General features: G+C 42.0%; 23 protein-coding genes and 1 pseudogene. 14 read left to right on the forward strand and 10 right to left on the reverse strand.

Features of this window, described 5'->3' with window-relative positions; translation table 11 throughout:
* Window positions 1-82 precede the first annotated feature (82 nt).
* The 3 genes from HWQ58_RS27670 to HWQ58_RS27680 all read right to left on the reverse strand — a co-directional run bounded on the left by HWQ58_RS27670 (window position 83) and on the right by HWQ58_RS27680 (window position 4,135).
* Window positions 83-2,812, reverse strand: coding sequence for a CHAT domain-containing protein (locus tag HWQ58_RS27670; protein WP_292870081.1), 2,730 nt, complete (start codon window positions 2,810-2,812; stop codon window positions 83-85).
* A gap of 446 nt (window positions 2,813-3,258) precedes the next feature.
* The gene (locus HWQ58_RS27675) at window positions 3,259-3,909 is read right to left on the reverse strand and encodes a sigma-70 family RNA polymerase sigma factor (protein WP_292870084.1); all 651 of its coding nucleotides are present in this window, start codon (window positions 3,907-3,909) and stop codon (window positions 3,259-3,261) included.
* 70 nt (window positions 3,910-3,979) lie between these two features.
* Window positions 3,980-4,135 carry a hypothetical protein gene (locus HWQ58_RS27680; protein WP_292870087.1) on the reverse strand — a complete coding sequence of 52 codons (156 nt, stop codon included), beginning with the start codon at window positions 4,133-4,135 and terminating at the stop codon, window positions 3,980-3,982.
* Window positions 4,136-4,541: 406 nt separating this feature from the next.
* On the opposite strand from HWQ58_RS27680, the gene HWQ58_RS27685 reads away from it, so the two are divergent.
* The gene (locus tag HWQ58_RS27685) at window positions 4,542-4,736 is read left to right on the forward strand and encodes a hypothetical protein (RefSeq protein ID WP_292870090.1); all 195 of its coding nucleotides are present in this window, start codon (window positions 4,542-4,544) and stop codon (window positions 4,734-4,736) included.
* Between the two features lie 15 nt (window positions 4,737-4,751).
* A complete protein-coding gene (locus HWQ58_RS27690) occupies window positions 4,752-4,958 on the forward strand; it encodes a diacylglycerol kinase (RefSeq protein WP_292870537.1) in 207 nt (68 codons plus the stop codon).
* A gap of 396 nt (window positions 4,959-5,354) precedes the next feature.
* Here HWQ58_RS27690 and HWQ58_RS27695 read toward each other — a convergent pair whose 3' ends face one another.
* The 3 genes from HWQ58_RS27695 to HWQ58_RS27705 all read right to left on the reverse strand — a co-directional run bounded on the left by HWQ58_RS27695 (window position 5,355) and on the right by HWQ58_RS27705 (window position 9,336).
* Complete coding sequence (locus HWQ58_RS27695) at window positions 5,355-6,731, reverse strand: DUF2330 domain-containing protein (protein ID WP_292870093.1); 1,377 nt, start codon at window positions 6,729-6,731, stop codon at window positions 5,355-5,357.
* Between the two features lie 97 nt (window positions 6,732-6,828).
* Complete coding sequence (locus tag HWQ58_RS27700) at window positions 6,829-7,698, reverse strand: RnfABCDGE type electron transport complex subunit D (protein WP_292870096.1); 870 nt, start codon at window positions 7,696-7,698, stop codon at window positions 6,829-6,831.
* 510 nt (window positions 7,699-8,208) lie between these two features.
* Complete coding sequence (locus HWQ58_RS27705) at window positions 8,209-9,336, reverse strand: calcium-binding protein (RefSeq protein WP_292870099.1); 1,128 nt, start codon at window positions 9,334-9,336, stop codon at window positions 8,209-8,211.
* Between the two features lie 377 nt (window positions 9,337-9,713).
* Between HWQ58_RS27705 and HWQ58_RS27710 the strand changes: the two genes are divergently transcribed.
* Window positions 9,714-10,394 carry a polysaccharide deacetylase family protein gene (locus tag HWQ58_RS27710; RefSeq protein ID WP_292870102.1) on the forward strand — a complete coding sequence of 227 codons (681 nt, stop codon included), beginning with the start codon at window positions 9,714-9,716 and terminating at the stop codon, window positions 10,392-10,394.
* 65 nt (window positions 10,395-10,459) lie between these two features.
* The gene (locus HWQ58_RS27715) at window positions 10,460-10,837 is read left to right on the forward strand and encodes a hypothetical protein (protein ID WP_292870105.1); all 378 of its coding nucleotides are present in this window, start codon (window positions 10,460-10,462) and stop codon (window positions 10,835-10,837) included.
* Window positions 10,838-10,888: 51 nt separating this feature from the next.
* Here the strand turns inward: HWQ58_RS27715 and HWQ58_RS27720 are convergent.
* Window positions 10,889-11,426, reverse strand: a pseudogene (locus HWQ58_RS27720) (transposase).
* A gap of 136 nt (window positions 11,427-11,562) precedes the next feature.
* On the opposite strand from HWQ58_RS27720, the gene HWQ58_RS27725 reads away from it, so the two are divergent.
* On the forward strand, window positions 11,563-11,766 hold the full coding sequence (locus tag HWQ58_RS27725; RefSeq protein WP_292870108.1) for a hypothetical protein: 204 nt from the start codon (window positions 11,563-11,565) through the stop codon (window positions 11,764-11,766).
* Here HWQ58_RS27725 and HWQ58_RS27730 read toward each other — a convergent pair.
* Window positions 11,763-12,740, reverse strand: a complete 978-nt coding sequence (locus HWQ58_RS27730; RefSeq protein WP_292870110.1) for a carbohydrate kinase — start codon at window positions 12,738-12,740, stop codon at window positions 11,763-11,765. The genes HWQ58_RS27725 and HWQ58_RS27730 overlap by 4 nt on opposite strands.
* Window positions 12,741-13,101: 361 nt before the next feature.
* Between HWQ58_RS27730 and HWQ58_RS27735 the strand changes: the two genes are divergently transcribed.
* The 5 genes from HWQ58_RS27735 to rfbB all read left to right on the forward strand — a co-directional run bounded on the left by HWQ58_RS27735 (window position 13,102) and on the right by rfbB (window position 18,224).
* The gene (locus HWQ58_RS27735) at window positions 13,102-13,365 is read left to right on the forward strand and encodes a LuxR C-terminal-related transcriptional regulator (RefSeq protein WP_292870113.1); all 264 of its coding nucleotides are present in this window, start codon (window positions 13,102-13,104) and stop codon (window positions 13,363-13,365) included.
* Between the two features lie 355 nt (window positions 13,366-13,720).
* Entirely contained in the window at window positions 13,721-14,908 is a 1,188-nt protein-coding gene (locus tag HWQ58_RS27740; RefSeq protein ID WP_292870116.1) for an RNA-guided endonuclease TnpB family protein, read from the forward strand.
* Between the two features lie 130 nt (window positions 14,909-15,038).
* The gene (locus HWQ58_RS27745) at window positions 15,039-15,740 is read left to right on the forward strand and encodes a DUF6391 domain-containing protein (RefSeq protein WP_292870119.1); all 702 of its coding nucleotides are present in this window, start codon (window positions 15,039-15,041) and stop codon (window positions 15,738-15,740) included.
* A 102-nt stretch (window positions 15,741-15,842) separates the two neighbouring features.
* On the forward strand, window positions 15,843-16,838 hold the full coding sequence (locus tag HWQ58_RS27750) for a glycosyltransferase (protein ID WP_292870122.1): 996 nt from the start codon (window positions 15,843-15,845) through the stop codon (window positions 16,836-16,838).
* 324 nt (window positions 16,839-17,162) lie between these two features.
* Window positions 17,163-18,224 (forward strand): dTDP-glucose 4,6-dehydratase, encoded by a 1,062-nt coding sequence (rfbB, locus tag HWQ58_RS27755; protein WP_292870125.1) that lies wholly within the window; start codon window positions 17,163-17,165, stop codon window positions 18,222-18,224.
* Between the two features lie 181 nt (window positions 18,225-18,405).
* Here the strand turns inward: rfbB and HWQ58_RS27760 are convergent, their stop codons facing one another.
* Window positions 18,406-18,753, reverse strand: a complete 348-nt coding sequence (locus HWQ58_RS27760; protein WP_292870128.1) for a hypothetical protein — start codon at window positions 18,751-18,753, stop codon at window positions 18,406-18,408.
* Between the two features lie 7 nt (window positions 18,754-18,760).
* On the opposite strand from HWQ58_RS27760, the gene HWQ58_RS27765 reads away from it, so the two are divergent.
* Both HWQ58_RS27765 and HWQ58_RS27770 read left to right on the forward strand, forming a co-directional pair.
* Window positions 18,761-18,934 carry a hypothetical protein gene (locus HWQ58_RS27765; protein WP_292870131.1) on the forward strand — a complete coding sequence of 58 codons (174 nt, stop codon included), beginning with the start codon at window positions 18,761-18,763 and terminating at the stop codon, window positions 18,932-18,934.
* 263 nt (window positions 18,935-19,197) lie between these two features.
* The gene (locus HWQ58_RS27770) at window positions 19,198-20,391 is read left to right on the forward strand and encodes a serine/threonine-protein kinase (protein ID WP_292870133.1); all 1,194 of its coding nucleotides are present in this window, start codon (window positions 19,198-19,200) and stop codon (window positions 20,389-20,391) included.
* Between the two features lie 115 nt (window positions 20,392-20,506).
* Here HWQ58_RS27770 and msrA read toward each other — a convergent pair whose 3' ends face one another.
* Window positions 20,507-21,175 (reverse strand): peptide-methionine (S)-S-oxide reductase MsrA, encoded by a 669-nt coding sequence (msrA, locus tag HWQ58_RS27775; RefSeq protein ID WP_292870136.1) that lies wholly within the window; start codon window positions 21,173-21,175, stop codon window positions 20,507-20,509.
* A gap of 169 nt (window positions 21,176-21,344) precedes the next feature.
* Here msrA and HWQ58_RS27780 point away from each other — a divergent pair, with 169 nt between their 5' ends.
* Both HWQ58_RS27780 and HWQ58_RS27785 read left to right on the forward strand, forming a co-directional pair.
* Window positions 21,345-21,506 (forward strand): hypothetical protein, encoded by a 162-nt coding sequence (locus HWQ58_RS27780; RefSeq protein WP_292870139.1) that lies wholly within the window; start codon window positions 21,345-21,347, stop codon window positions 21,504-21,506.
* Between the two features lie 471 nt (window positions 21,507-21,977).
* A complete protein-coding gene (locus HWQ58_RS27785) occupies window positions 21,978-23,549 on the forward strand; it encodes an ATP-binding protein (RefSeq protein WP_292870142.1) in 1,572 nt (523 codons plus the stop codon).
* Window positions 23,550-23,925: the final 376 nt, after the last annotated feature.

Raw genomic sequence — 23,925 nt, forward strand, 5'->3', positions numbered from 1 at the left:
TCAAGCTGCTAAAAGCGGCTTATCAACTAGCAGATAGTTTGCCAAATTTTGAGCAATCAATTAGGAAGATTGGCTCCTCAAATCACAACCAATTACCAATCAATACATAGGCAGACCAAAAGCTTGGCGATCTGTAGTTGGGATGTTTCAGTAGTTGTAGCTGGGCGCGGTGGACTGCTTCGGCTTTGGTGATTTTGCCACTCTTGAGTTCTCGATAGAAGGCACTAACAAACATCGCTGTTGATTGATCATCAATCTGCCACAGGGAAGCTATAGTACTACCCGCCCCAGCTCGGACAGATGCTCCTGCTAGACCGAGTGCTGCACGGTTGTCTCCTGTTGCTGTCTGGCAAGCACTCAAAACTAATAATTCTACTACGGTTTTACCCTGACTGCGGAAGAGAGTATCAAAATCTTTGACATTGATCTGACCATCGAAATCTAAAATAAAAGTGTCTTCAAGGCGGGAACTAAACTGACCGTGGGTTGCCAAATGCACTATGTTGAATGAAACAGCATCAATTTCACTTTCCAAATTCTTTTTTTTAAAATCTCCATCCAGTAAGCTGGTTGTCGAAACTCCTGCTTTAGCAATACCGTCAAATTCAGATTTGATCGCCAGCAATGGTGCAAACTTGGGAAATCCTGGTGGCGGCTGAGTCAGTCCTGCGGTTAGCGCTCTAAGCTGCTGTTTGATCAGCGGTTTTGGGTCGAGGAGTTGTAGACCGACGCTCAGGGCGATCGCATATTTCTCTACCAAGTATTGTTTACCATCGTAGAGAGCTGCCATTGGTAAATTGCGTAATGGGACATCTAGGACGAACACTAACGTATCGACGCCACTTTTTTGCAGTTGTGACTCAATGGGTTTAAGCAGCCAGCTGTAAACTTCTTGCGATTGGGTTTGGACGATCTTAGTAGCAGTTGGATCGACAAGATTTCTTCGCAGTTCTATTAAGAGTTTCTCTACTTCTTTTTGGGAAATCTTGGTACTGTAGCTTTGCAGAGGTTGTTTAGGAATTTTGACAATTACCTGGAGTTCGTCACGAAGAATAATTGGATAAAGGATGGCAGCCTTGGTATTATCTTTGTCTACTACTTGATCGAGGGCTACTTTCTGACCTTGCAGACAAGCTTCCTGAAAGAAGTCGTCTAATTCTGCTAGTTGGAGTGCTTCAATCCGCTGGCGTGCTTTCTCCAATATTTTTTCATTTGGTTTTCCTTTTTGAGATTGCAGCAGTAACTCTACTGACTCGCGGTAGACGGGTTCTACACTGTCGCGGAAGTCAAATTGTACATCCTGGTTGACTACATCTTTATTGACTACTAAATCTCTGCGGAGAGACTCAAGAGTATCTACAGCAGCATCATAAGCGGCGATCGCACCATTAATATTTTTTTGTGCCCAAAGCAATCTACCTAACTGCCACTCCAAGCTATAGGTAATTTCTGGTGCATTGCTACTCTGTGCCAAAGCTAATCCTTGTCTGGTCAGGTTTTGCGCTTCTGACCACTGTCTGGTTTGTTCGTACAAGCCGCCTAAACTCTTTAGAGCATAAGCCTCTGCCCGCTTGTCTCCTAAACTGCGTGATTGCTGGATGGCACTAGCGAGTAATTTTGCTGAGTCTTTTGTACTTAATCCTGAGTAAAGATTCTGACTAGACGCTTGCAATATCCCACTCTTGACTTTTGCTAAACTTTGTGAAAAATTAACATGGGCGTAAATACTCGCACGGCTGAGTGGGAGTTGGTCGAGTTGAGACTCAATTAATGGCAAAAAAGTTTGAACCTTTGCCCATTCTTTATCTTTAATCAGTAGTCCCAGGTGATTGAGTTGTGCTTGAACTTTTGTTAGAGGTGAGGGAGATACTGCGACTGTTTGTTGATAATAGGTGATCGCCTGTTCCTTTTGGTTTTGTTTACGGGCATTATTTCCCAAGCTGAACAGACTAGCCCCAATATCAGTGCTTGATTGTAGATTTTGAGCAATTATCAGACTTTCTTCTAATGCTCGGCGTGACTTTTTCAAATCGCCCAATACCAAAAGGGCATCACCGAGCGATCGCAAACTCACTGTCTTTTCTATAGAATCGGGTTGAGATTTTAACGTCTGACTTATTCGATCGAGTGTTTTGATCGCCCGCGGGTAAAATCCTTGGCTGCGCCACGCTTGTGCTTGATTGATTAGCGATCGCACCATGCCACTTTTATCATCTGCTTGTTTGTAAATTTCTTCTGTCTGCTGCCAAGTTGCCAAAGCCGCCTCAGACTGTCCCATTGCCAATTGCAGACGACCTTGAATATCTAATGATTGGGCAAATATTTGCAGATTTTGGTTTTTATCCGCTCTTTGGAGTAAATTTAAGCTTTCTCTAATTGCCTGCTGCGCCTGACTCCATGCACCGAGTTGCTGGTAAGCTAGGGAAAGATTACTCAGTGCCACTGCTAATGCAAGGCTCTCCCCTTGTTGCTTATATATTTGGACAGCCTGTTGTAACACTTCTATAGCTTTGCCAAAGTTGCCATTACTGTATAAAGCTTTGCCCTGCTGTAGGAGTGAGGCGGCATCAGTGGGCACAGCCAGCGATATCAGACTGTTTATTGGCAATTGGGATGAAGAATTGATTGAGCTAGGAACTTTTGCTAGTACTGGTGAACCGACAATGCATAGCAAAGCGACCAAGAAGTACAAAGGCAAACGTAAAAAGCGAGCTAGGGGGGTGAGCCAGCGCGTCCTTGCCGTTTCCCGACCCCTGCTTTTAAACTTTAGAGAATTCGCGCCAAAAATCCTAGTTGTTTTAGCCATAAGCATGACGAGAGGTAGGTGATAACCAGAAACACATAGGATCAACTATTAGGTTAACAGGGTAATGTTACCATTCCCATCCCTCACCAATCTTTGAGCTTCCACAATCTTCTTATTTGTTGCGATCGCTGTGAAACTTGATTAGCAAAGTATGGTTAAAAGGCGATCGCAAACCTTAAACAAAAACCCACCGAAATAGTGCTGCTTGACCTCTCTCCTGGCTAAAGCCGAATGGATTCTAAACTGTTGCTACACGCGAGCATCTATTGCTGTCCCGTTCTGCTTTTTAGTTTTGGTTTCCCAGATACGAAACCTGGTAGCAAGGGTCAAAACTTGCCTACAGACCTTGACTAGGCACAAGCCTAATTGTGTCTCTACTTTCCGCATTATGTTTGCGGTACTACTTCTGACTCAGCACTGGCTCAACCCTAGCTATTCGCTATCAGCACCGATCACAATAATCCCTCCAATTCTGCAAACTTACGCAAACGCGGTAAACATTGGCGTTGATAAAAACTGCTTAATGTCGGAATTGACAACCCAAATTCCTCAGATAAATCTTTCCAGCTAACTTCTGGGGGTAAGCGTTTGAGAATTAACACCTGACAATTCACATCTGGACGCCCTTTAATGTAAGTACCGCGCAGTTCCCCATCCGAATCTGTCTTCGCCCATATCTCCAAGTCTTCCAAAATCGGAGGTGCTTGGGGGCTAGCCGGTAGGTTATCTACAGGATCGATAGTTTCACTTGTTCCACCGGATGTAGACTGACGAATTCTCAGAGGGACTGTTGTGGCTTGTTCTCGGTTCTGGTTAAGGTAAAAGTCTTGTAGTCTCCGTTTTAGGTAAGCATTCAGCCAGGTGATCACACTGCCATAATTGGGATCGTAGGTTTGGCCTGTCCTACCTTCACAAACATTGCGACAGAAATACAACCAAGTTTGTTGTAGTGCGTCTTGATAGTAGGGAGTAGTTTCCCTCCAGAGTCTACTTGCTGTCAAGCGAATAATTTGCGTGAGCAGCTTCTGACGCTGAGGGCTTCCATGTTGGTGTCTACAGGCTTCTGTAACTAAGCGGCGTAGCTGTTCATCGAATTGAACCATGACAATCTTGGCGAAGAAAGCAAGAATATCTTAGTATTGCGTATAACAACACCTGAAGAATTACCTTTCCTTAAGATACTGGATCTTTTTTAAAAGGAAGTGGGGAACGGGCATAAACTATTGGGAGATTTGACACTTTCCTGGCTTCAGCGACGGAGATTCTTAAGACACCGAGCGCCTTAATATCCTGATTGCTCAGGTTCTCAAACTCACCACGTTTGCTCATAGAGCTTGGTGATACACTCAATTTACCGCTTTTATGAAAAAAGCACTTGTTCAAAACCTTGCCCCTTGTGGGTGGCTGTATAAAATGTTTGAATTTTGAATGCGTGAATTTTGAATTGATTCATCTCTACCCTATAAGTACATTCAGGGTAAGGAGTTCACTACTAGATAAAAATCAGAATTTTTCCGGCAGATTAAGTAGGTCGGCGTAAATAATTATTGTTGGGATAAGGCAGTTCTTGCTGGGAGCTCAAAGCTTGGGGAGAAAGAGTTTGAGGCTTCTTTACTTTTCTTCACACAGTTTGGTTTTATTGTACCGACTTACTTACTATAAAACAGTTATTTCGCAAGTATTACTACACTAGTAAACGTCTGACTTCTGACACAATAGTTTGAAAGTGAAATATATGTGTTCTCGTTACAAAACTATGAGCGATCGCAAAAAATATAAAAAAGACCGCATACTGGGTTATCATCCCATCCAAAAGCTCAAGATTATTCTCACAGGTCTTTATGTCGCTGTTATCTCTGACTTTAGCGTTGCCTACAAACTTGTTTTATCAGTTCCAGTTCTAGGCTTCTCATTTTTCTTTCGGCAATGAGTTGATGTCACTCTGATTTTACTAGCAACGGGGATGATGCTGGTTGCCGAATTATTTAACAGTGCGATCGAAATCTTATGTGATTTTGTGGAAGAACGAGAGGATATCCGGATTGGGATGATTAAGGATATTGCCGCCGCCGCAGCTGGCATCAGTATCTTTGTGTGGGCTGTCACACTCATTCTTGAAGCAAGTCACCTTTGGCAATTGCTAAAAATTTGACTATCAATTATTCGAGATAGTGTGAGGAGTATTTTCAACAATATCCTAAGACTTATTATATCAAGTTCGGGTGATTACTTTTAATAAAATCTATCAATGTAGGTTGGGGAGCCACTGCGTTGTCCGGGAACACCTGCTTGTACTCCTACGGAGAAGCAAGCTAGCAAGAGCGTCTCCCCTTCTCCCAAAGGGAGAGGCTAGCGCCAAGGGAGAAGCAAGTGGCGTTTGAACTTAAGTGTTACCCAACGTGAACAAGGATAAAATGTTGGGTTTCGTTCCTTAACCCAACCTACATATATTATAAGTGTTTAACCGGACACGATATTAGCTAATAAAAAGTAAGAAAAGGAAATTATCAGATTTGATTTTTTGAATTAATCTTACTCCCCACCCTACTTAATATAATCCCAGCCAGGAGAGGACATTTTCCCACCAAGAATACCGCAAATTACCTACACTCAACTTCATTTTGTTGCGAATATCTTGGATTTTCCAGTTGGTTAGTTTAGCTAGAGTTTGCGCCTCTTGTTCAAAACGTTTGGGTAAAGACTGCTTATATTGTCTACCAGCCTGACATTTGAGTTCCCCTTGGAATGGATGTTGCAAAACATAGCGTCCTTGAAAAGATTCACTGTTGGCTGTTTGTTGAAATATCAAGTCTTCAGGGAATTTGTCGCGGGTATAGCGAACATGCAATCGAGAGATGAAGACGTTACTTCTAGGAGAGGGACGACGAAAACTGGGTGGTGCTGGCACATTACTTGTAGAATTATCATCTAACCAAAATACGCCTGCTTGCTTGAGTTCTTCTGGAGTCAGGGGTTCAGCAGAACAAGGATCGCAACTACCCATATCCCAAGCGTATTCTAAAAAACCAACTTTCCTGTCTTCTTTGGTGTAGACAGTTTGAAACATAGATTTGTAGAATTCACCAAATTCATCTTTGACAAATAAGGGAATATTTGCGTCGGAGGGAATTTTTACCGTCCGATAGTTAGTGATTTCTGCCTGTCCTTGGGGCGAGAGGATGTAGACAATCAAATCTTGCTCTGTTGTAGCATTGATCATGCCCAAACGAATTGGCAGCATGAATTTAGGTGATTGATAGGAAATTTGTAACGGACGGAGGAACTGGTAGCCAGATTGCTCGAATTTATCCAAGTTGACTTTAGCAACAAAAAATTTCATTGAGGAGCGAATATAAGGCTGAAGTAACTGTTTCGCACCTCTGGGGATTTTGTAGCCATTGCGTTTAAGCCAAGTTTCCAGTCCACCAGATTCTTTCGCACTGAGGATCACGATGTCGTATTCGCCAACATTGAAACGTGCTTCAACCGTCACACCCAAACTAGCATCGCCCCTTGCACTCCCCGCCTCACTTCTGGCTGCTGCTGGCGCTGGTGCTGCTGATAACTCTCTATCATAAACTGGGGCACAAGGATCTGGGTCGAAATATTCTACCAATCGCGGCGCACTAAAAGCATCTAGCCGCTTGATAATCTTGGGTTCAGTGACGCGAACTTGTTCTTTTTGCAGCACCGTTGGCACTGGTACTACCATTGCAAAATCTTTGACTTCACCTTGAAAGTCGTTTGCCATTGTTAGGATAGTGCGATCGCCATCCCGCGCGATCGCCACCTGAGAAGCTTTGTTATACAGTTTTGTATCAGCTTTGGCTACATAAAATCCACAAAATGCCCAAGCTGCTGGTGCAAAGCACAAAACAGCTACAATTGCTAACAATAATGGTGTTAAAAGTCGAAAAAACTTCATTTTATACCTCTACTTTTTTAGTGCTGAGTTAGGAGTTAGAAGTTCTACCCTGCTCCCTCATCTCCTTCTTTTTTAGTGCTGAGTGCTGAGTTAGGAGTTAGGAGTTAGGAGTTAGAAGTTCTACCCCTGCTCCCTCATCTTCTTCTTGCCAAGCAAACCTTGGGGCTAACCAGAGAATATCTAGCAAGATGCTCAACGGAGCAAGGGCAAACAGCGCCCAGAAAACTGCTGTGGAAACAAAGAAATAATTTCGCAGGATAAAAGTTAATCCGGCGATGCAAACTGCCCAAACTACGCGCCCAATTCGGGAATTGGGGATTGATCGCGGATCTGTAATCATAAATAGGGCGAACAGCAGCAAAGACCCACTCATCAATCGATGCCAGTAAACATCCCAAGTCCAACCCAACCAGAAATTGCGAATCGCCTCTAGCAAAGAGTAGGAACCCAAAAAAGCTGCTGTGGTGTCCCAGCGACCAATGCGCTGCAAAATCATGCCGCCAGTACCGAGAAATAATAGCCCATACCACCACTCTTCACCCCATTGTCCCGGCGAAACCCAAGCATCGGGGGTGAGAATCAAGGCAGATATGATGCCAAAGTTAGCAGGATTGAAAAAATGCTTATCGCCGACTTGGAAGATAAATTTGCTGGCGATCGCAATTGCTGCGGCTATTGCCATTGTCGTCCAGTGGTCAGCCCGCAATAGTAAACTCAGTCCCAGTGAGGTAATTAAAGCACTGCGCAAATTTGGTATTTGTTTTTTGTCATTTGTCATTTGTCCTTTGTTGTTTGCTAATGACCAATGACCAATGACTAATGACAATATCCATTGAGTTGCAAGACTTGTGGCAATCGCTACCCCAATCAACTCTGGTCGCAGCGTCCAATCTCGTGTACCGATTCCCAAGACTAGGAACAAGCCCAAAAATAAAATCTGATAATCTCGTATATCTTTTAGTAACATCAACCCTTAATTCAGGGATTCCCCGTAGATTTCTCATCAATTTAGACGAGTACTAGGTAAAATAGCATTGCTGTTACAGATTTTGTTACAAAATAAAGCATTGACAGACGAAAGCGATCGCTGTGATGTTTAAACCTTAGATGCCGAATTTTTATCCAATGCCCCAAGTCAAAATAGCCAAAAAATAGAGTGCGATCGCACTCTAACATTTGAAGTTAATTGATGAACAAGCTCAATAGCAGAGAGATTTTTGGATAAGAAAAAATCTCGATCGTTTAGGGATTTCCAGATCAAAAAGTATCTAATTACTTCTTGCGCGGTGAAGAGAAGTCAGCAGGTTCAGGCTTGCTGAGATGGCTGTGCCAAGACCAAGGGCGCACAGAACTTGAAAGTGTCTCATCGGACTATAACCGAATTGGAGAATTTATTTATTGAAAATGCTTGTTCGGGTTTTACCCCTGTTATAGTCATCCCCTGCCGCCTTTTCTGTTTAATAATTTCAACAGGTTGTTACACCAGCACAATGTCTAGATTAGTACTAAAGCCAGAGGGTTTGTTCTCGATGGTAGCGAATAGGCTTCCATTGTAGGATAAGTTTCCATTATTGTAGTCGTAGCTGAACTGGCTGTTAGAGGTAGCGCCAAAGCCATACTTAGAAATCTGGATTTTGTCAGCTTCTTTCCACTCAAAGTCTTTGATAATGTCAACGCCGTCGTAGAAGCTATCGAAGACAAATTTATCCGCGCCAGCATCGCCATACAGTACGTCTTGTCCGCTGCCACCTTTTATATAGTCATCACCAGCCCCACCGTTAAGAACATTATTGGCATCATTACCAACAATCGTATCGTTGCCAGCTGTACCAATTAAATTCTCAATGCTGACTAGAGTATCTGTGAGAGTAGAATTTCCCGGAAATCTAACTACACCAGTGGAGAGATTGGCATCAATTGGGCCGGAAAAGAAAGCATAAGATGTGGTGTCAGTTCCAACACCACCATCAATGGTGTCAAAGCCAAAGCCACCATCTAGGAAGTCATCGCCATCACCACCGCTGAGAACATTATTGGCATCATTACCAACAATCGTATCGTTGCCAGCTGTACCAATTAAATTCTCAATGCTGACTAGAGTATCTGTGAGAGTAGAATTTCCCGGAAATCTAACTACACCAGTGGAGAGATTGGCATCAATTGGGCCGGAAAAGAAAGCATAAGATGTGGTGTCAGTTCCAACACCACCATCAATGGTGTCAAAGCCAAAGCCACCATCTAGGAAGTCATCGCCATCACCACCGCTGAGAACATTATTGGCATCATTACCAACAATCGTATCGTTGCCAGCTGTACCAATTAAATTCTCAATGCTGACTAGAGTATCTGTGAGAGTAGAATTTCCCGGAAATCTAACTACACCAGTGGAGAGATTGGCATCAATTGGGCCGGAAAAGAAAGCATAAGATGTGGTGTCAGTTCCAACACCACCATCAATGGTGTCAAAGCCAAAACCACCATCTAGGAAGTCATCGCCATCACCACCAAACAGTTTGTCATCACCATCCAAGCCTCTGAGGGTATCGTTGTCACTACTGCCGAAAATAACATCATTGCCATTAGTTCCGGAAAAATTAATTGCCACGAGAGTTTATCCTTAATCAAGAGTAATTGTTAATATCAGGACTTACAATTTGCCAAAAAGACAATTATGTGAAAATGTAATTTTGTTTTTCACCTATTTCTGTGACTGCGATATTTCCTGTCGATCTGGCAACTAAAAAAATAAGTTGAGTCAGCTAAGCAGGAACAGATCGTGAGTGGAAACTACATTTCCAACTTGGAAATAGGAACAAGGGAAAACTTCTTAATATTAGAAGGAGTGCCAATTCATATAAATGTCCATTTGTACAGCGTGTAAGTTCTAGATATAAGACTGTTAAGCGTTTGAACCACACTTAATAGCCCCATATTAAGTAACCAGTGTAGTTAAGCAAGATTACGGAAAAAAGAAAAAACTTTATGCAGCTAGCTCCCCTCTTCCCAATTTTCTACCGCATTCTCCAGCCGAATTTTCCCAACTGCCTTTGGAGTGGAAATCCCCATGCTAAGACGATCGCACTCACATTCGATGATGGGCCCCATCCTCAATACACATCCGAAGTCTTAACAGTGTTAGACCGTTACAAGATTACAGCGAGTTTTTTTTGGTTAGGTCTTTGCGTCAACCGTTCAGCAGCGATCGCCAAAGCCGTGAGCGATCGCGGACACTGGATTGGATTGCATGGCTACGATCATCGCTCTTTTCCCATGCTTTCCCCAAATGACCTGAAGGAGAGTTTAGAAAAAACCCAAGCTGCCATCTACAATGCTTGCAACCTGCAACCTGAACAAGTGCGAGATGTCCGCCCCCCTAATGGTTTATTTACACCTGCTACTTTAAAATTGTTCTCTCAGTGGAATTACCGCCCAGTTATGTGGAGCGTTGTGCCAGAAGACTGGGTGCTACCAGGTGTCACTACCGTCGTACAGCGAATTATGCAGCAGGTCAAAAATGGTTCAATAATTGTTTTGCATGATGGTGCTTGCGGTGGAGAAGATGTTGCTGCCACAATTCAAATTCTGATTCCGCAACTGCTACAACAAGGTTATGACTTTGTAACTGTTGATACTCTATGGCAGCAAGCTAAGACAAACCATTGATTGTTACACATTTTAAAAATATGTGAAGTTAATAATTTGCTTTAAATCAGGCTTTCCCATAAATTATGCCAGAGCAGTTTCCAATCATTGACGTTCCCCTAGATGCCCCAGAGGCTGATGAAGATTTGGGAACCAAAGAAAAGTTCTGGTTTCGCCATCAGTATTTAGGTCGTTGTCTATTCAAGAAAGCTAGACCAAACACAGGAGAAGATTGGGCAGAAAAGATAGCAGCCGAGTTGTGCTTTAATGCATTTTGTGAAGCGCAAAAACGGTATCCAGATGCAGCGAGGGTATGGTTGAATAATTTAGCAAGGGTGTCAAGCAATGATAGGTTAAAGCTTTTTGAGCGTATTCCATCTAATCGCATATCGCAAACAGCAATTGAATTTGCACAGAAGATATTGGAATTAAATCAAAGTAAGCTGCTGGACACCCTACTATGAAAACACTTTTTTTAGCTTGGCAAGATCCTAATAGTGGGACTTTGCAACTTTCTAAGCCCAAACATAACCAGACTTAGCTTTGTGAGCGGCAAATACATCAATATGCGTATTGAGCCAACCGACAAAGCGAAATTCTACTGCGGTACGGAAAGCCTCCAAAGCTTCAACAAAAGTATGTAAAGGTTTAGTTGCCCACTGGCGGCGAAATCCTCCAGTTAATTGATGCCAAAGAATAAATGTATAAGCTGTAAACACCCTTTTACGATGACCAGAGTCATCAATAATCAGGGTAAAACCTTGCTGTAGTTTGGTTTGACGACACTGCTGCATTACCTCTAAACGTCGGTTATTTAGGGCTGATACGTCCCACGGTGCGTCGTTTAAGAAGTGGCGCAAGCTATTTATTGTACGAGCCTTCTACGGTATTACCAGCAATCTGAGCCAAGTTTTTGCGATCGCTTTCTCCCAGTAATCCTCCTAAATACATCCTGAAACTTTGGCGTTGTACTTGCCGCGAGAACAAGTCATCAAAGCGACGACACCAATTCTCAAAACACTTCGGCATTGTTGCTGCAACTTGATGTTTCATTTTACGCTGCTCCTGTCGAGACTGACGTAAATTTGACTCTAAAACAGCATTTTAGCCTGATTTGGCACTACTTTTTTACAAAGTCCCATTATGCACTGAAGATCATTACATCGTAGGTTATTGCCCTCGGTATATTGTGGATGATGTTTTTAAACTCAAGAACAAAAATTCAGAACTTCTAAAAGTACATGTTGAGCGCGTTAACCCAGTGCTGACACCTCTCCGGCTGCGTTTATTGTGCAATATGACCGCAGAATGGCATGAAGGTTTTCGTCCATTTTCTAGTCAAGAATATCAGCCTTTAGTGGCTGATATCCCAGTGATTTATGCTAGTTCCTAGAGTTGATTTGCGGCGAGAAAAGTTTCGACTTCAGCAGCAGTAGGTTGAGAAGCGATCGCACCTGGTTTAATAGTAGTCAGTGCCCCAACAGCACTGGCATAAGTAACAATGCGTTTTGCGGTTTCTGCATCTCGCAAGCTGTGGATACCATAATGACCCAGTTGGTGGATGAAACCTGCCAAAAAGCTATCTCCTGCACCAGTTGTATCAACTACAGGGATAGAAAATGAGGGTAATTTGCCTTCGTTCTCACCCAGACAATAAGTGCAGCCGTTTTCCCCATCTGTCACCAGTACTCCCTCAATTGAAGCTAGACGATAAGTGATGGCTCCGGGATCTGCGGTTTCAAATAGCCATTCAGCCTCTTCTTTGGAGAGTTTGAGGAAATCAACTCGCTTAAATAATTCTGGAATTTTTTGATGGGCGATGTTTGGCTCTTTCCAAAATACAGGACGCCAGTTGACATCCAGCACAATTTTTAAGTCGTAATGTTCTGCTAACTCTAAAGCGCGGTGAATTGCCGCTTCACTTTCAGGATAGGCTAATTCCAAAGTACCCAAAACTAGAAAATCTGCCTGTTGAAACAGCGAATCTGACAATTTTTTAGCTTGCAGGCGAGTATCAGCAAATTCTGCGGTATCGTACTGACCAAATCCGGCAAAGGTGCGATCGCCAGCCAGATCCCGTGTAACATAAACTTGCCGCGTTGGTGCTGTGGGATGGCGTTGTACTCCCGTAGTCTCTACACCTACATCTTGTAATACTTCGACCAGTACATTTCCTGGTTGATCTTCGCCAACAGCTCCGATAAATCCTGCTGACATTCCCAGCTTGACTAAAGCGCAGGCTACATTAGCTGGTGCCCCTCCTGGGTAAGGAGTCCAAGATTTCACTTCTTCCAGCTTTAGCCCCAATTGATCGGCTAAACAATCAAACAAAATTTCACCAAGGCACAAAACACGGGGATTGCTCATCTCATTTTCAATTTTAGATTTCGATTTTGGATTAGAAATTTACAGTATAAAATCTACAATAGTTTTTGCTAATCTGTCGCCAGTCCTTCATAGAATTCAATAGCAATTTTTACTACTTCTATAGCCTGTATATGCTTCTAATCCTCGCTTATTTCAACTAAGTGCTTAGACAATAAATTTTAAAATAAGCTATATTTATTACATAAATTTTTGCGTAGTTTATATTTTTGCCAACTTGAAATCCAAAGAAAATATTGACAATCATATTACTGCTAACACTTGAAACCCCTACCAAGAAAAGAATCTTCTAGAATTAGAAAGAGCGATTAAGTACATATACCAAGGGAGGATAGAAATAGTCATGGCTGGTGGCAAGTCTGAGACCCCCGTTAGTCTGTCAGACAGAGAACTGCAAATTATCGACTTAGTAGCCGCTGGCTTAACTAACCAAGAGATTGCAGCAAAACTGGAGATTAGCAAACGTACAGTTGATAACCATATCAGTAATATTCTCACTAAGACTGAGACAGATAATCGAGTAGCTCTTGTCCGCTGGGCTTTACAGTGGGGCAAAGTCTGCTTGAATGATGTCAATTGCTGTACTTTACCTAACCAGATTGAATAAACAATTTACTAGTAGAAGCGTAATTGCTTTGGTCTAGTAAATTACAAGCCAATTTTGAGTTTTACTGATTGTTCCCCTCCTTACGCCTAAGTTTTCAGTGTGAACACTCTACCAAAAGTTCCGAGTCCTTCACTCAGCTGGAGTTTATGTTAGTGGAGCCAGTTGACCCTCGGACTCGGAAACTAAAAAGATCGGAATTCCTTTCCAAATTGATTGGGGAGCAGGGGAGCAGGGGAGAAGTCGCAGTAAGTCTTTCCCCTCTGCCCCATGCCCCAACAAAACAATCATCAGAAAAATGGGTAGAAACTCCGTGCTTCTAGCACGGTTTTACAAGCAATGTGGTAAAATGTAAGACATGGAAAAAGCCTACCGCTACCGTTTTTACCCAACTGTCGAACAAGAATCTCTCTTGCGTCGGACAATTGGTTGTGTGCGGTTGGTGTTTAATCAAGCCTTGGCGGTGAGAACTGAGGCTTGGTACTCTAGGCAAGAGCGAGTAGATTACGTTCAAACTTCTACTATGTTGACGCAGTGGAAAAAACAAGATGATCATACGTTTTTGAACGAAGTCAGCTGCGTACCATTGCAACAAGGATTGAGACATCTGCAAACCGCATTTACCAATTTCTTTGCTGGTAGGGCAAGATACCCCAACTTCAAAAAGAAGCGTAGCGGTGGTAGTGCGGAGTTTACCAAGTCTGCTTTTAAATGGAAGGATGGACAAGTAACTATTGCAAAGTGTTCTGAACCACTGCCGATTAAATGGTCTAGGCAGCTTCCCAAGGGGTGTGAACCAACAACCATCACTGTTAAACTCGATCCTTCTGGTCGCTGGTTTGTCAGTTTGCGAATCGATGATCCAACTGATGAAACCATGCACAAGATTTTCTGTGCTGTGGGGTTGGATGTTGGGATTAGCAGCCTTGTCACTTTGAGTACAGGTGAAAAGATTGCTAACCCCAAGGCTTTTGACAAGCACTACCAAAAACTGAGGAAAGCGCAAAAGTCCTTGAGTCGCAAGCAAAAAACCTCTCGTAATCGGGATAAAGCAAGACTCAAAGTTGCTCGTATTCAAGCCAGGATTTCTGACTCTCGAAAAGACCATACTCACAAACTGACAACTCGGCTGATTCGTGAAAACCAAACGATAGTAGTTGAGGATTTGGCAGTTAAAAATATGGTCAAAAATCCTAAACTTGCTCGTGCTATTAGTGATGCTGCATGGAGTGAGTTGATAAGACTTCTGGAATACAAATCCAAGTGGTATGGTCGAACCTTGGTGAGGATTGATCGATGGTTCCCCAGTTCTAAACGCTGTGGACATTGCGGTCACGTTGTTGAAAAATTGCCGTTGAATATCAGGGAGTGGGATTGTCCTGTCTGTGGGACGCGACACGACCGGGATATCAACGCTAGTCGCAATATTTTGGCGGTGGGACGCACCGTTACAGTCTGTGGAGCGAACATAAGACCTGATAGGCATAAGTCTAAAGGGCAGTTGCAAAATACCCGTAAGGGAAGGAAACAGAAACCTAAATCGTGAGGCTTAGGAATCACCGCACTTATAGGGTGGTGAGGATGTCAACTACAAAAATTAGCAACAATTCAGTGGTGCAAGCGTTACATTTGAAAGAAATCTATGTTGCCCCATCGGCTTTGGGAGTAGTGTTTCAATGAATACTTCCGCTTCTTTTCAGGGTAGCTCGTCTCCCTTTGAATTTTTTAACTTTGATTTTACGATACCTGTATCTGAGAAGGTTCCGAGTCTGGAAGACCAATCTTCAGACTTTCCGCAACCCACACAAGATGCCGACTTACTCAGACAGCTATCGTTTATTCCAGGGTTGAAAGAAATTTTGATGCTGCGGCAGGTTCACGCTTTAGAACATGCTACTGTTTGGGTTCTTAGCGAATCGAAAAGCGCCTATTCTGCTCCAGCAGAATCCACTAACGTTCAACTAGATAATGAACTATTAGGCGGTTTATCTACTGAGCAAGGATTCTACCTCTATGGTGAGGTAAATATTAGTGATTTACGGCGTGCAGTCACACTTGCTCGACATCGCATCACCAGTGGAGAATGGGATTTGGCTGTACATCCCCGTTGTGGCACAAATTTATCAGTAGCAATGCTCTTAACGGCTGGACTAGCTGTCGGCGTGCATCTATTGCTACCATTTCGACTAATCGAGCAACTTATAGGTTTGGGGTTAGCAGCAACGACAGCTGCTGAACTCGCACCTGATTTAGGTTCCATAGCACAGCGTTACCTAACAACTGCCATTCCTTTTAATCTAGCAATTGAAAATATTACCCGTACACGCGACGTTTGGGGGCGTGAGGCACATTTTGTTAAAGTAGGCTGGCAAGAGTAGGGATGAGGGTGATGAGAGAGATGAGGAGGATGAAGAAGATATTGCTCCCTCATCTCCCCCTGCTCCCCCATCCCCCCACTCCCCCACTCCCATAAAAAAAGTATGAGAAAACTTTACTTCTTACTTCCTGGTACAGATAGCAAATTTGCCTGTGGTGGTCTTTGGGCTGAGTTAAAAGCGCTTAATCTAGCTCAGAATTTCTGTAGTGCTGATGTTGTAACTTACCGTCAACGGGAAAAAGATAAGCTTTTTATTGATGATTTGCTAAAAGAGAAAAATTTAAATGATATAATTTTTGTGGTCAGTTGGGGATTTGATATAGCTCAACTCGTGGCTAAACTTAAACAATACAATGTCGTTTACCATGCACATAGCGCAGGTTATCCATTTAGACTACCTGCAAGTATTCCAATCATAACTGTTAGCCGCTATACAATGGGATATTGGGGAGAAAAATCATCCAATTCTCTGATTTATTATTTGCCCAATCAAATTTCTGATGAGTTTCAAAATTTAGGTTTGGAACGGGATATTGATGTTTTAGTTCAAGCTCGGAAGTCTTCTGAGTATTTAATTAAAGAATTGATTCCAGCGTTGCAAAAACGTTGTAAAGTATTGGTTGTTGATTCATACATAGAGAATTTACCTGGACTATTCAACCGAGCTAAGATTTACCTCTATGATTCGGCTGAGTACTGGGCACAACAGCGTGTTAGTGAAGGATTTGGTCTACAACCAATGGAAGCTCTTGCTTGTGGTTGTCAAGTATTTTCTAGTGTCAATGGTGGACTAGCTGATTACTTAGACCCTGGATTTAATTGCTATAAAATTGCTGGATATTCTCAAGAATATGATGTCCAACGTATTTTGAAAGTGATTGAATCTTCAGTAAATTTTAGCTTATCTGAAGAATTTTTTATTGAGCATCGGACTGAAAATATTATTAAGCGTTTCCAAGTTATTTTGGATGAGTTAAATGATTTTTTTGACCACAAAATTCATCAGCCATCTAATATTAAGGATTTGACGAAAATACGGATGGCAAAATTACTCGCTCAGAGGATATATGGGAAGCTGAAGAAAAAGTATTTTAAGTAATACAAATAAGCTGTTACGCAAATAAAATTGTATATTTACTCGTGTTCGCGCAGCGTCTCCTTCAGGAGAGGGTTGTCATTAGCCAAAAGTGATTAGTCATTTGTATTTAAAAGGACAGATGACCATTGACTGCATGACAGTCTTAACAATTGCAATGTACAATCTAGACGCGCATCAGCTTAATACAAACGAACCGCAGAGGCGCCCAGAAGCCAATGGGTTGGGTGGGTTCCCGACTTGGCTCTTAGCGTTCCCGTTCGCGCAGCGTCTCTGTCAGGAAAAGGGTAGGAAGTGGCGCGACACATAGAGAAGAGAGGAAATTGAATGAATCGGCGGTTATTAGTTACTGGGGGTGCGGGGTTTATTGGGGCGAATTTTGTGCATCACTGGTGTCAGGTTTATCCAGACGATCGCGTGGTGGTGTTGGATGCTCTTACCTACGCGGGAAATCGTCTGAATTTGGCGCTGGTTGAGGGTGGAGAGAATTTTCGGTTTGTGCAGGGGGATATTTGCGATCGCACCATCATAGACAACCTATTATCAACAGAAAATATTAATACCATCGCCCATTTTGCCGCTGAATCTCATGTCGATCGTTCGATTCTTGGGCCAGCTGCTTTTGTGCAAACTAATGTGGTCGGAACTTTCACCGTAATAGAAGCTTTTCGACAACACTGGGAGGCGAAAGCACAGCCATCTGATTATCGTTTCCTGCACGTTTCTACTGATGAAGTCTACGGTAGCCTGGGCGCAGATGACGCAGCTTTTTGTGAAACCACACCCTACGCTCCCAATAGTCCCTATTCAGCTTCAAAAGCGGGTAGCGATCATTTAGTTCGGGCTTATTATCATACTTATCAACTTCCAACTATTATCACAAATTGCTCTAATAATTACGGACCTTATCAGTTTCCCGAAAAGCTAATTCCCCTGATGTGTATCAACACTTTGATAGGGAAACCATTACCTGTTTATGGTGATGGGAAAAATGTACGGGATTGGCTTTATGTGGGCGATCATTGCCGTGCTTTAGATGTAGTAATCAATCACGGTAAACCAGGAGAAACGTACAATATTGGTGGTAATAATGAGGTGGAAAATATTAACCTTGTCCAACTTTTATGTCAAATGATGGATGAATTTGCACCTGATTTACCAGTACATCCAGCAAAGCAGTTGATTACTTTTGTCAAAGATAGACAGGGACACGATCAAAGATATGCAATTAATGCAAACAAAATTAAAACTCAGCTTGGTTGGACGCCTTCAGTAACAATTGCTGAGGGTTTACGTTTAACAGTTGAATGGTATCTTAATCATCGTAATTGGTGGGAACCTCTGCTGTCTGCGGAATATCAAGCTTACTATCGCAAAAATTATCTGTAAAATAATGACCTAAAATTGGACTAACTCCGTTAGTGACAAATTAAAAACAAGTGCTGACATAAGTAATTTCTGTAAATTTCTGAATAAAGACTTATTTAATGCTAGGTCTGCTAAGTACTTTGTCTTTTTAACTCTTATATCAACAATTGGTAGCGTTTACTAGCTTCTTTAGCTTGTCTCATCAAGAATTATTTCTAATTAACTGCAATAATATTGACTCAAGACTTTGCAATGCAGCGTTTGTGGTGCGCTGATGTTCTTCAAAATTACGCTGATGTTCTTCAAAATTATGCTGGTGTTGTTCAAAATTACGTTGGTGTTGCTCATGACTATCACGTAACTCTAGAAGTACATCATCTAAAATTGCACTACGAGCTAAAACACGGTCAACATTAGTGGTTAGCTCTCTCATTTCCTGCCTTAGTTCATCCAATTCTACTTGAGCATTAGCTTGTCTTTCAGCCAATCCTAAAATTATTTGTTCAGCGCGATCTAGCCTATTAGGAAAGTATTCGGGTGTGTCAGTCATTTTCTTTATGTTCAACTTCTACGATTTTACGTCTTCTATTACTGGTATGGTGCGGGTTGCTAGTTTACCTTTGCTATTGGCTTTGCGGATGATTAGTTGCGATCGCACTTTGCCTATCGTTCTCAACAATTTTTCATATAAATATCAAAATATACAGGTTTTTAGGCGGCAATCAGGTTGACAGGTATTGATCGCAGAGCGATACTTCAGTGAGCTTCTTTTTGTAGAGAGGCTTGTCTGCGACACGCTCCGCGAACGCCAAGGCGAACGCTAACGCCAAAGTTTTCGGTCTGAACAATAATTCGTACTAACTCTCTAGAGAACCTCAAAGTTGGAATCTTCAACTGCTTTCAATAAATTATCTGGCTCCGACAGTTTCTGTAGATAATGACTATCCTTGAATATAAGGGAATCAGATCAACGTAAATTGCCAGCAGGTGTAAGATGCTGCAACCAGAACAAATATTACAAGATCGTTATCAAATTCAGCGCCAACTCGGCAACAATGGAATTCGTCAAACTTGGCTAGCGAAGGATTTACAAGCCTGTAATGGCGAAAATTCTATCGTTGTGGTCAAACTTTTGGCCTTTGGCGGTACTGTACAGTGGGATGACCTGAAACTTTTTGAGAGGGAAGCACAAATTCTTAAACAGCTAAACCATCCCCGCATCCCTCGATATATAGATTATTTTTGTATCGACGATCGCACACTTTGGTTTGGTTTAATACAAGAATATATTCCTGGTGAGTCGCTCAAGGAAAAACTTGCTGTTGGCAAAAGGTTTAGTGAAAAACGAGCGAGAAAAATTGCTGTTGAGGTTTTAAATATTCTCACCTATCTACATGAATTGAATCCTGGGGTGTTGCATAGAGATATTAAACCAAGTAATTTAATCTGGGGCGACGATAATCGGATTTATTTAGTTGATTTTGGCGCAGTTCAAGATAAAGCGGCAAGAGAAGGCGTTACTTTTACCGTTGTCGGTACTTATGGTTATGCCCCAATGGAACAATTTGGTGGTCGAGCGGTTGCGGCTTCAGACTTATATGCACTGGGAGCGACTTTGATTCATTTGCTGACTGGAACTTCCCCCTCTGATTTACCCCAGCAGGATTTGCGACTACAATTTACAGACCGAGTTAACTTGAGTTCCAGTTTTGTCAGTTGGTTACAAAAGTTGATAGAACCCGCTCCCGAACAAAGATTTACTAATGCAAGCGTTGCGCTGAATGCCCTAAAATCGGGACTAACTGTCAAATCTGTAAACAAAAATCAGCTTTTGCCGCTAAAAGAAATCATCAACAATTCTGGATGCGGGATCAATAATCAGAATGAAACAGTCCCTGAGGAAATTCTCGGTTGGAATTGGGGCGCTTTTCTGATGCCTTGGTTATGGATGTGGCCGAATCAAGTGTGGTATGGTTTATTCTGTTTTGTACCTAATGCCTGGTGGTTAATGGCGATCGCATTTGGTGCAAAAGGCAATGAATGGGCTTGGAAAAGTAGACGGTGGCGCAGTATTGAACAATTCAAAGCGCATCAGAGAGGCTGGGCGATCGCTGGTATTCTACTTGGAGCGCCTATTAGTATTATGCTCTGGGTTCGAGCGATCGCTTTGCTCAAATCGGCATTTTAGTAGGGAGTGGGGAGTAAAGGAGTAAGGGAACAAGAACTATTGATTATTGACTTATGCCCAAAGCCTCAATGCTCCCACTCCCTACTCCCTATTCCCTACTACGCTTTACCTTCTTCTAACTACTCACTTGCGATTCAACTACACCCACCGGACAAGATACGTTTGTCCCTCCCAAACCACAATACCCATTGGGATTTTTCGCCAGGTATTGCTGATGGTAAGCTTCAGCGTAGTAGAATTCAGGTGCATCTAAGATTTCAGTGGTAATCTTGCCATAACCTGCACCGTTGAGGGCTTGCTGATAAGCTTCCCGTGATGCTTCTGCTAGCTGCTTTTGGTTTTCAGAATATACATAAATTCCCGAACGGTATTGAGTGCCAGTATCATTACCTTGGCGCATTCCTTGGGTGGGATTGTGGCTTTCCCAAAAGACTTTGAGTAGTTCGGCATAACTAATCACTTTGGGATCAAACACAACCAACACCACTTCATTGTGACCGGTTCGCCCACTACATACCTCTTCATAAGTGGGGTTGGGTGTTAAACCAGCAGCGTAACCGACTGCGGTGGTGTAAACTCCTTTAAGTTGCCAGAATTTGCGTTCTGCACCCCAAAAACAGCCTAAGCCAAAGATTGCCTTCTCTAATCCATCGGGATAAGGAGGTTTTAAAGGATTCTTGTTGACATAATGAGCTGCGGGTACTGACATAGATTGTGCCCTTCCTGACAAAGCTTCTTCAGGTGTGGGCATAACTGCCTTTTTGCCAAATCCGAATAGTGCCATTGATTTTGACTCTGATATATATCTTTACCTTATTTACTATTGTAAAGAATCTCGCGATCGCTTGGGCTGTAAGTATTAATAACCCAAGTTGCTAGTTACTCTGATGGGCGATCGCTTTGGGACAGTTAAGTAATAAAATGCCCTCCAAGAAGAAAATTAGGAGGGCTATATGCTAAACGAAATAATTGCCATATATGCTATCACAGACGACCTGTTGAAGGCGATTGGGCATAAAGAAGATTGTCGTCGAGACATGAACGACGCAGAAATTATTACAACGGCAATCTGCGCGGCGATGTTTTTTAATGGTAATCATAAGTATTGCTTGTAGCTATATGAAAGACCATAATTTGATATCGAAGATGCGGCGAAGGCGCACCGAGGCCGATTGGGCCAGTTGCCTAAGTCCTGAGGGTGTCAAAGAAAGCAATTTTTATTGCGAATACAAAGCTTTCGGAATGGATGTGTAATGATACTTATGTACTATAAATAGCCATCACATTGTGCCAGTTGCGTAAGTCCTGATTCAAATAATTTTGTTCCTCACGACACTGTTCTCTTGAAAATTTACACGCAGGAACTTGAGATTAGTGCAATCAAGCTGTTTTCACAAAAATTAAATCCTGGCTACAACTTGGCATTCAAATTGATTGCTCAAAAATTTAAAGATAGTCGTTCCTAAGAGACTTAATCATATAAGCTAAAATTTTCAATTCTTCATCAAAAATTTAAGCAGCATTTAAGAGTTATTTTTAAATTTTAGATTAAATTAGTTGTTAATTATTTTCACTTTTTATAAAAAATGTTGTTACAACCTCGAAAATCCTCAGATAAAGCTAGTTCCCCATCTGTAAAACTCTTACGAAGAAAAGCACTCCTCAAAACAGCGTCATCCCAAAAAATTATCGCTATTACCGTTGAGAAAATTCGTCAGTCTCTTGATTTAGAATATATTTTCCAGACAACCACTCAAGAAATCAGACAATTGTTTAACTCTGACCGCGTGATTTTATATCGTTTCAATCCAGATTGGAGTGGAACAATTGTGTCTGAATCCTTAGCACAAGGGTGGTTACCTCTGATTCAGCAGCAGGTGCATCAACCAGAATTAGTAGAAAATGTCAGTGAATGTAGCTTGAAAAATTTATCTATTCCTCCAATTGTAGATACTTACTTACAATCTACACAGGGAGGACGCTTTTCTCAAAATGAAACCTATCGCGTTTGTGAGGATATTTACAGTGCTGGCTTTAGTAAGTGCTACCTCTCCATTCTAGAGCAATGTCAGGCAAGAGCTTATGTGATTACCGCTATTTATCAAGGTCAACAACTTTGGGGACTGCTAGCAGTTTACCAGAACGATTTGCCTCGAAAATGGCAAACAGATGAAGTATATATACTGACCCAAATTGCTTCTCAGTTAGGTATAGCATTGCAGCAGGCAGAATTACTCAAACAAACTTTTACTCAAAAGCAAGAACTCGCTACAACTCTCAAAGACTTACAGCAGGCTCAAGCTCAGTTAATTCAAAATGAGAAAATGGTTAGTTTAGGGCAACTCGTAGCTGGAATTGCTCATGAAATTAACAACCCAGTTAGCTTTATTTACGGTAACCTCAAACCGGCTGATGAATATACCCAAAATTTATTTTCACTCTTAGACCTCTACCAAAAACATTATCCTCAATCAGTCAAGGCAATTGAGGAGTTTGCAAATAAAATTGAACTAGATTTTTTAAGGTCAGACTTCCCTAAATTATTCAAGTCGATGATGATGGGAGCAGAGCGGATTCGAGAGATTGTGCTATCATTGCGGACTTTCTCACGCTTAGACGAAGCTGAGATGAAAGCGGTTGATATCCATGAGGGAATTGATAGTACAATGATGATTATCCAAAGCCGCCTTAAACCTACTGATCAACGCCTGCAAATTGATGTGATCAAAGAATACGACAACCTCCCTTTGGTTGAATGTTATGCTGGGCAGTTAAACCAAGTATTTCTGAATATTTTAGTGAATGCGATCGATGCTTTAGAAGATTCAGTAATTAGAGGTCGCTGGGCAACAAAACACAATATTTTGGATAATCCCCGAATTTATATTCGTACCCAATTACTAACGCCAAATCAAGTCACAATTCGCATTGCCGATAATGGACTGGGAATACCGGAAGATATTCAAAAGGAAATATTTAATCCCTTTTTTACAACTAAGCCCGTTGGACAAGGTACGGGGATGGGACTGGCTATTAGTTACCAAATTATCACACAAAGACATAATGGTTCTCTAGAATGCATTTCTCAACCAGGAGTTGGTACTGAGTTTATTATTCGCATTCCTTTAATTCAGCAAAGTAAAATTTTTCACGCTTGATCTGATGTCTCTACCTTTTGAATAGAGCTTTTAATCAAGTCAAAAATATTTTCACAAGAGTAGTCAAGAAGCATGGCAGGCGCACCAGCAGCAAGTGTGAGCACTGTGTCAGTTGCGTAAGTCCTGTTAAATACAGCAAAATTCAGAACTCAAGAGTTAGAATGGGCTACGCCCCGCTGTGCTAAGGGTTTTTTGGGTAAATAGTTATTAGCAGGCAAACCAGCCATCAGATTCATCAAAAAGTTAAACACGCTTTTTAGACGATCGCATTTTTTTATGACTTCTTTGCCGATTTTCAATCAATCTTAGCGTAGGCATCGCTCTATGTCTGCCCAATTGATCGCACTTCATATCTAGCAAGCTTTTAGGCTTTTTG

Origin of the sequence: Nostoc sp. LPT (genome assembly GCF_017115165.1) — a bacterium.
GTDB lineage: Bacteria > Cyanobacteriota > Cyanobacteriia > Cyanobacteriales > Nostocaceae > Nostoc.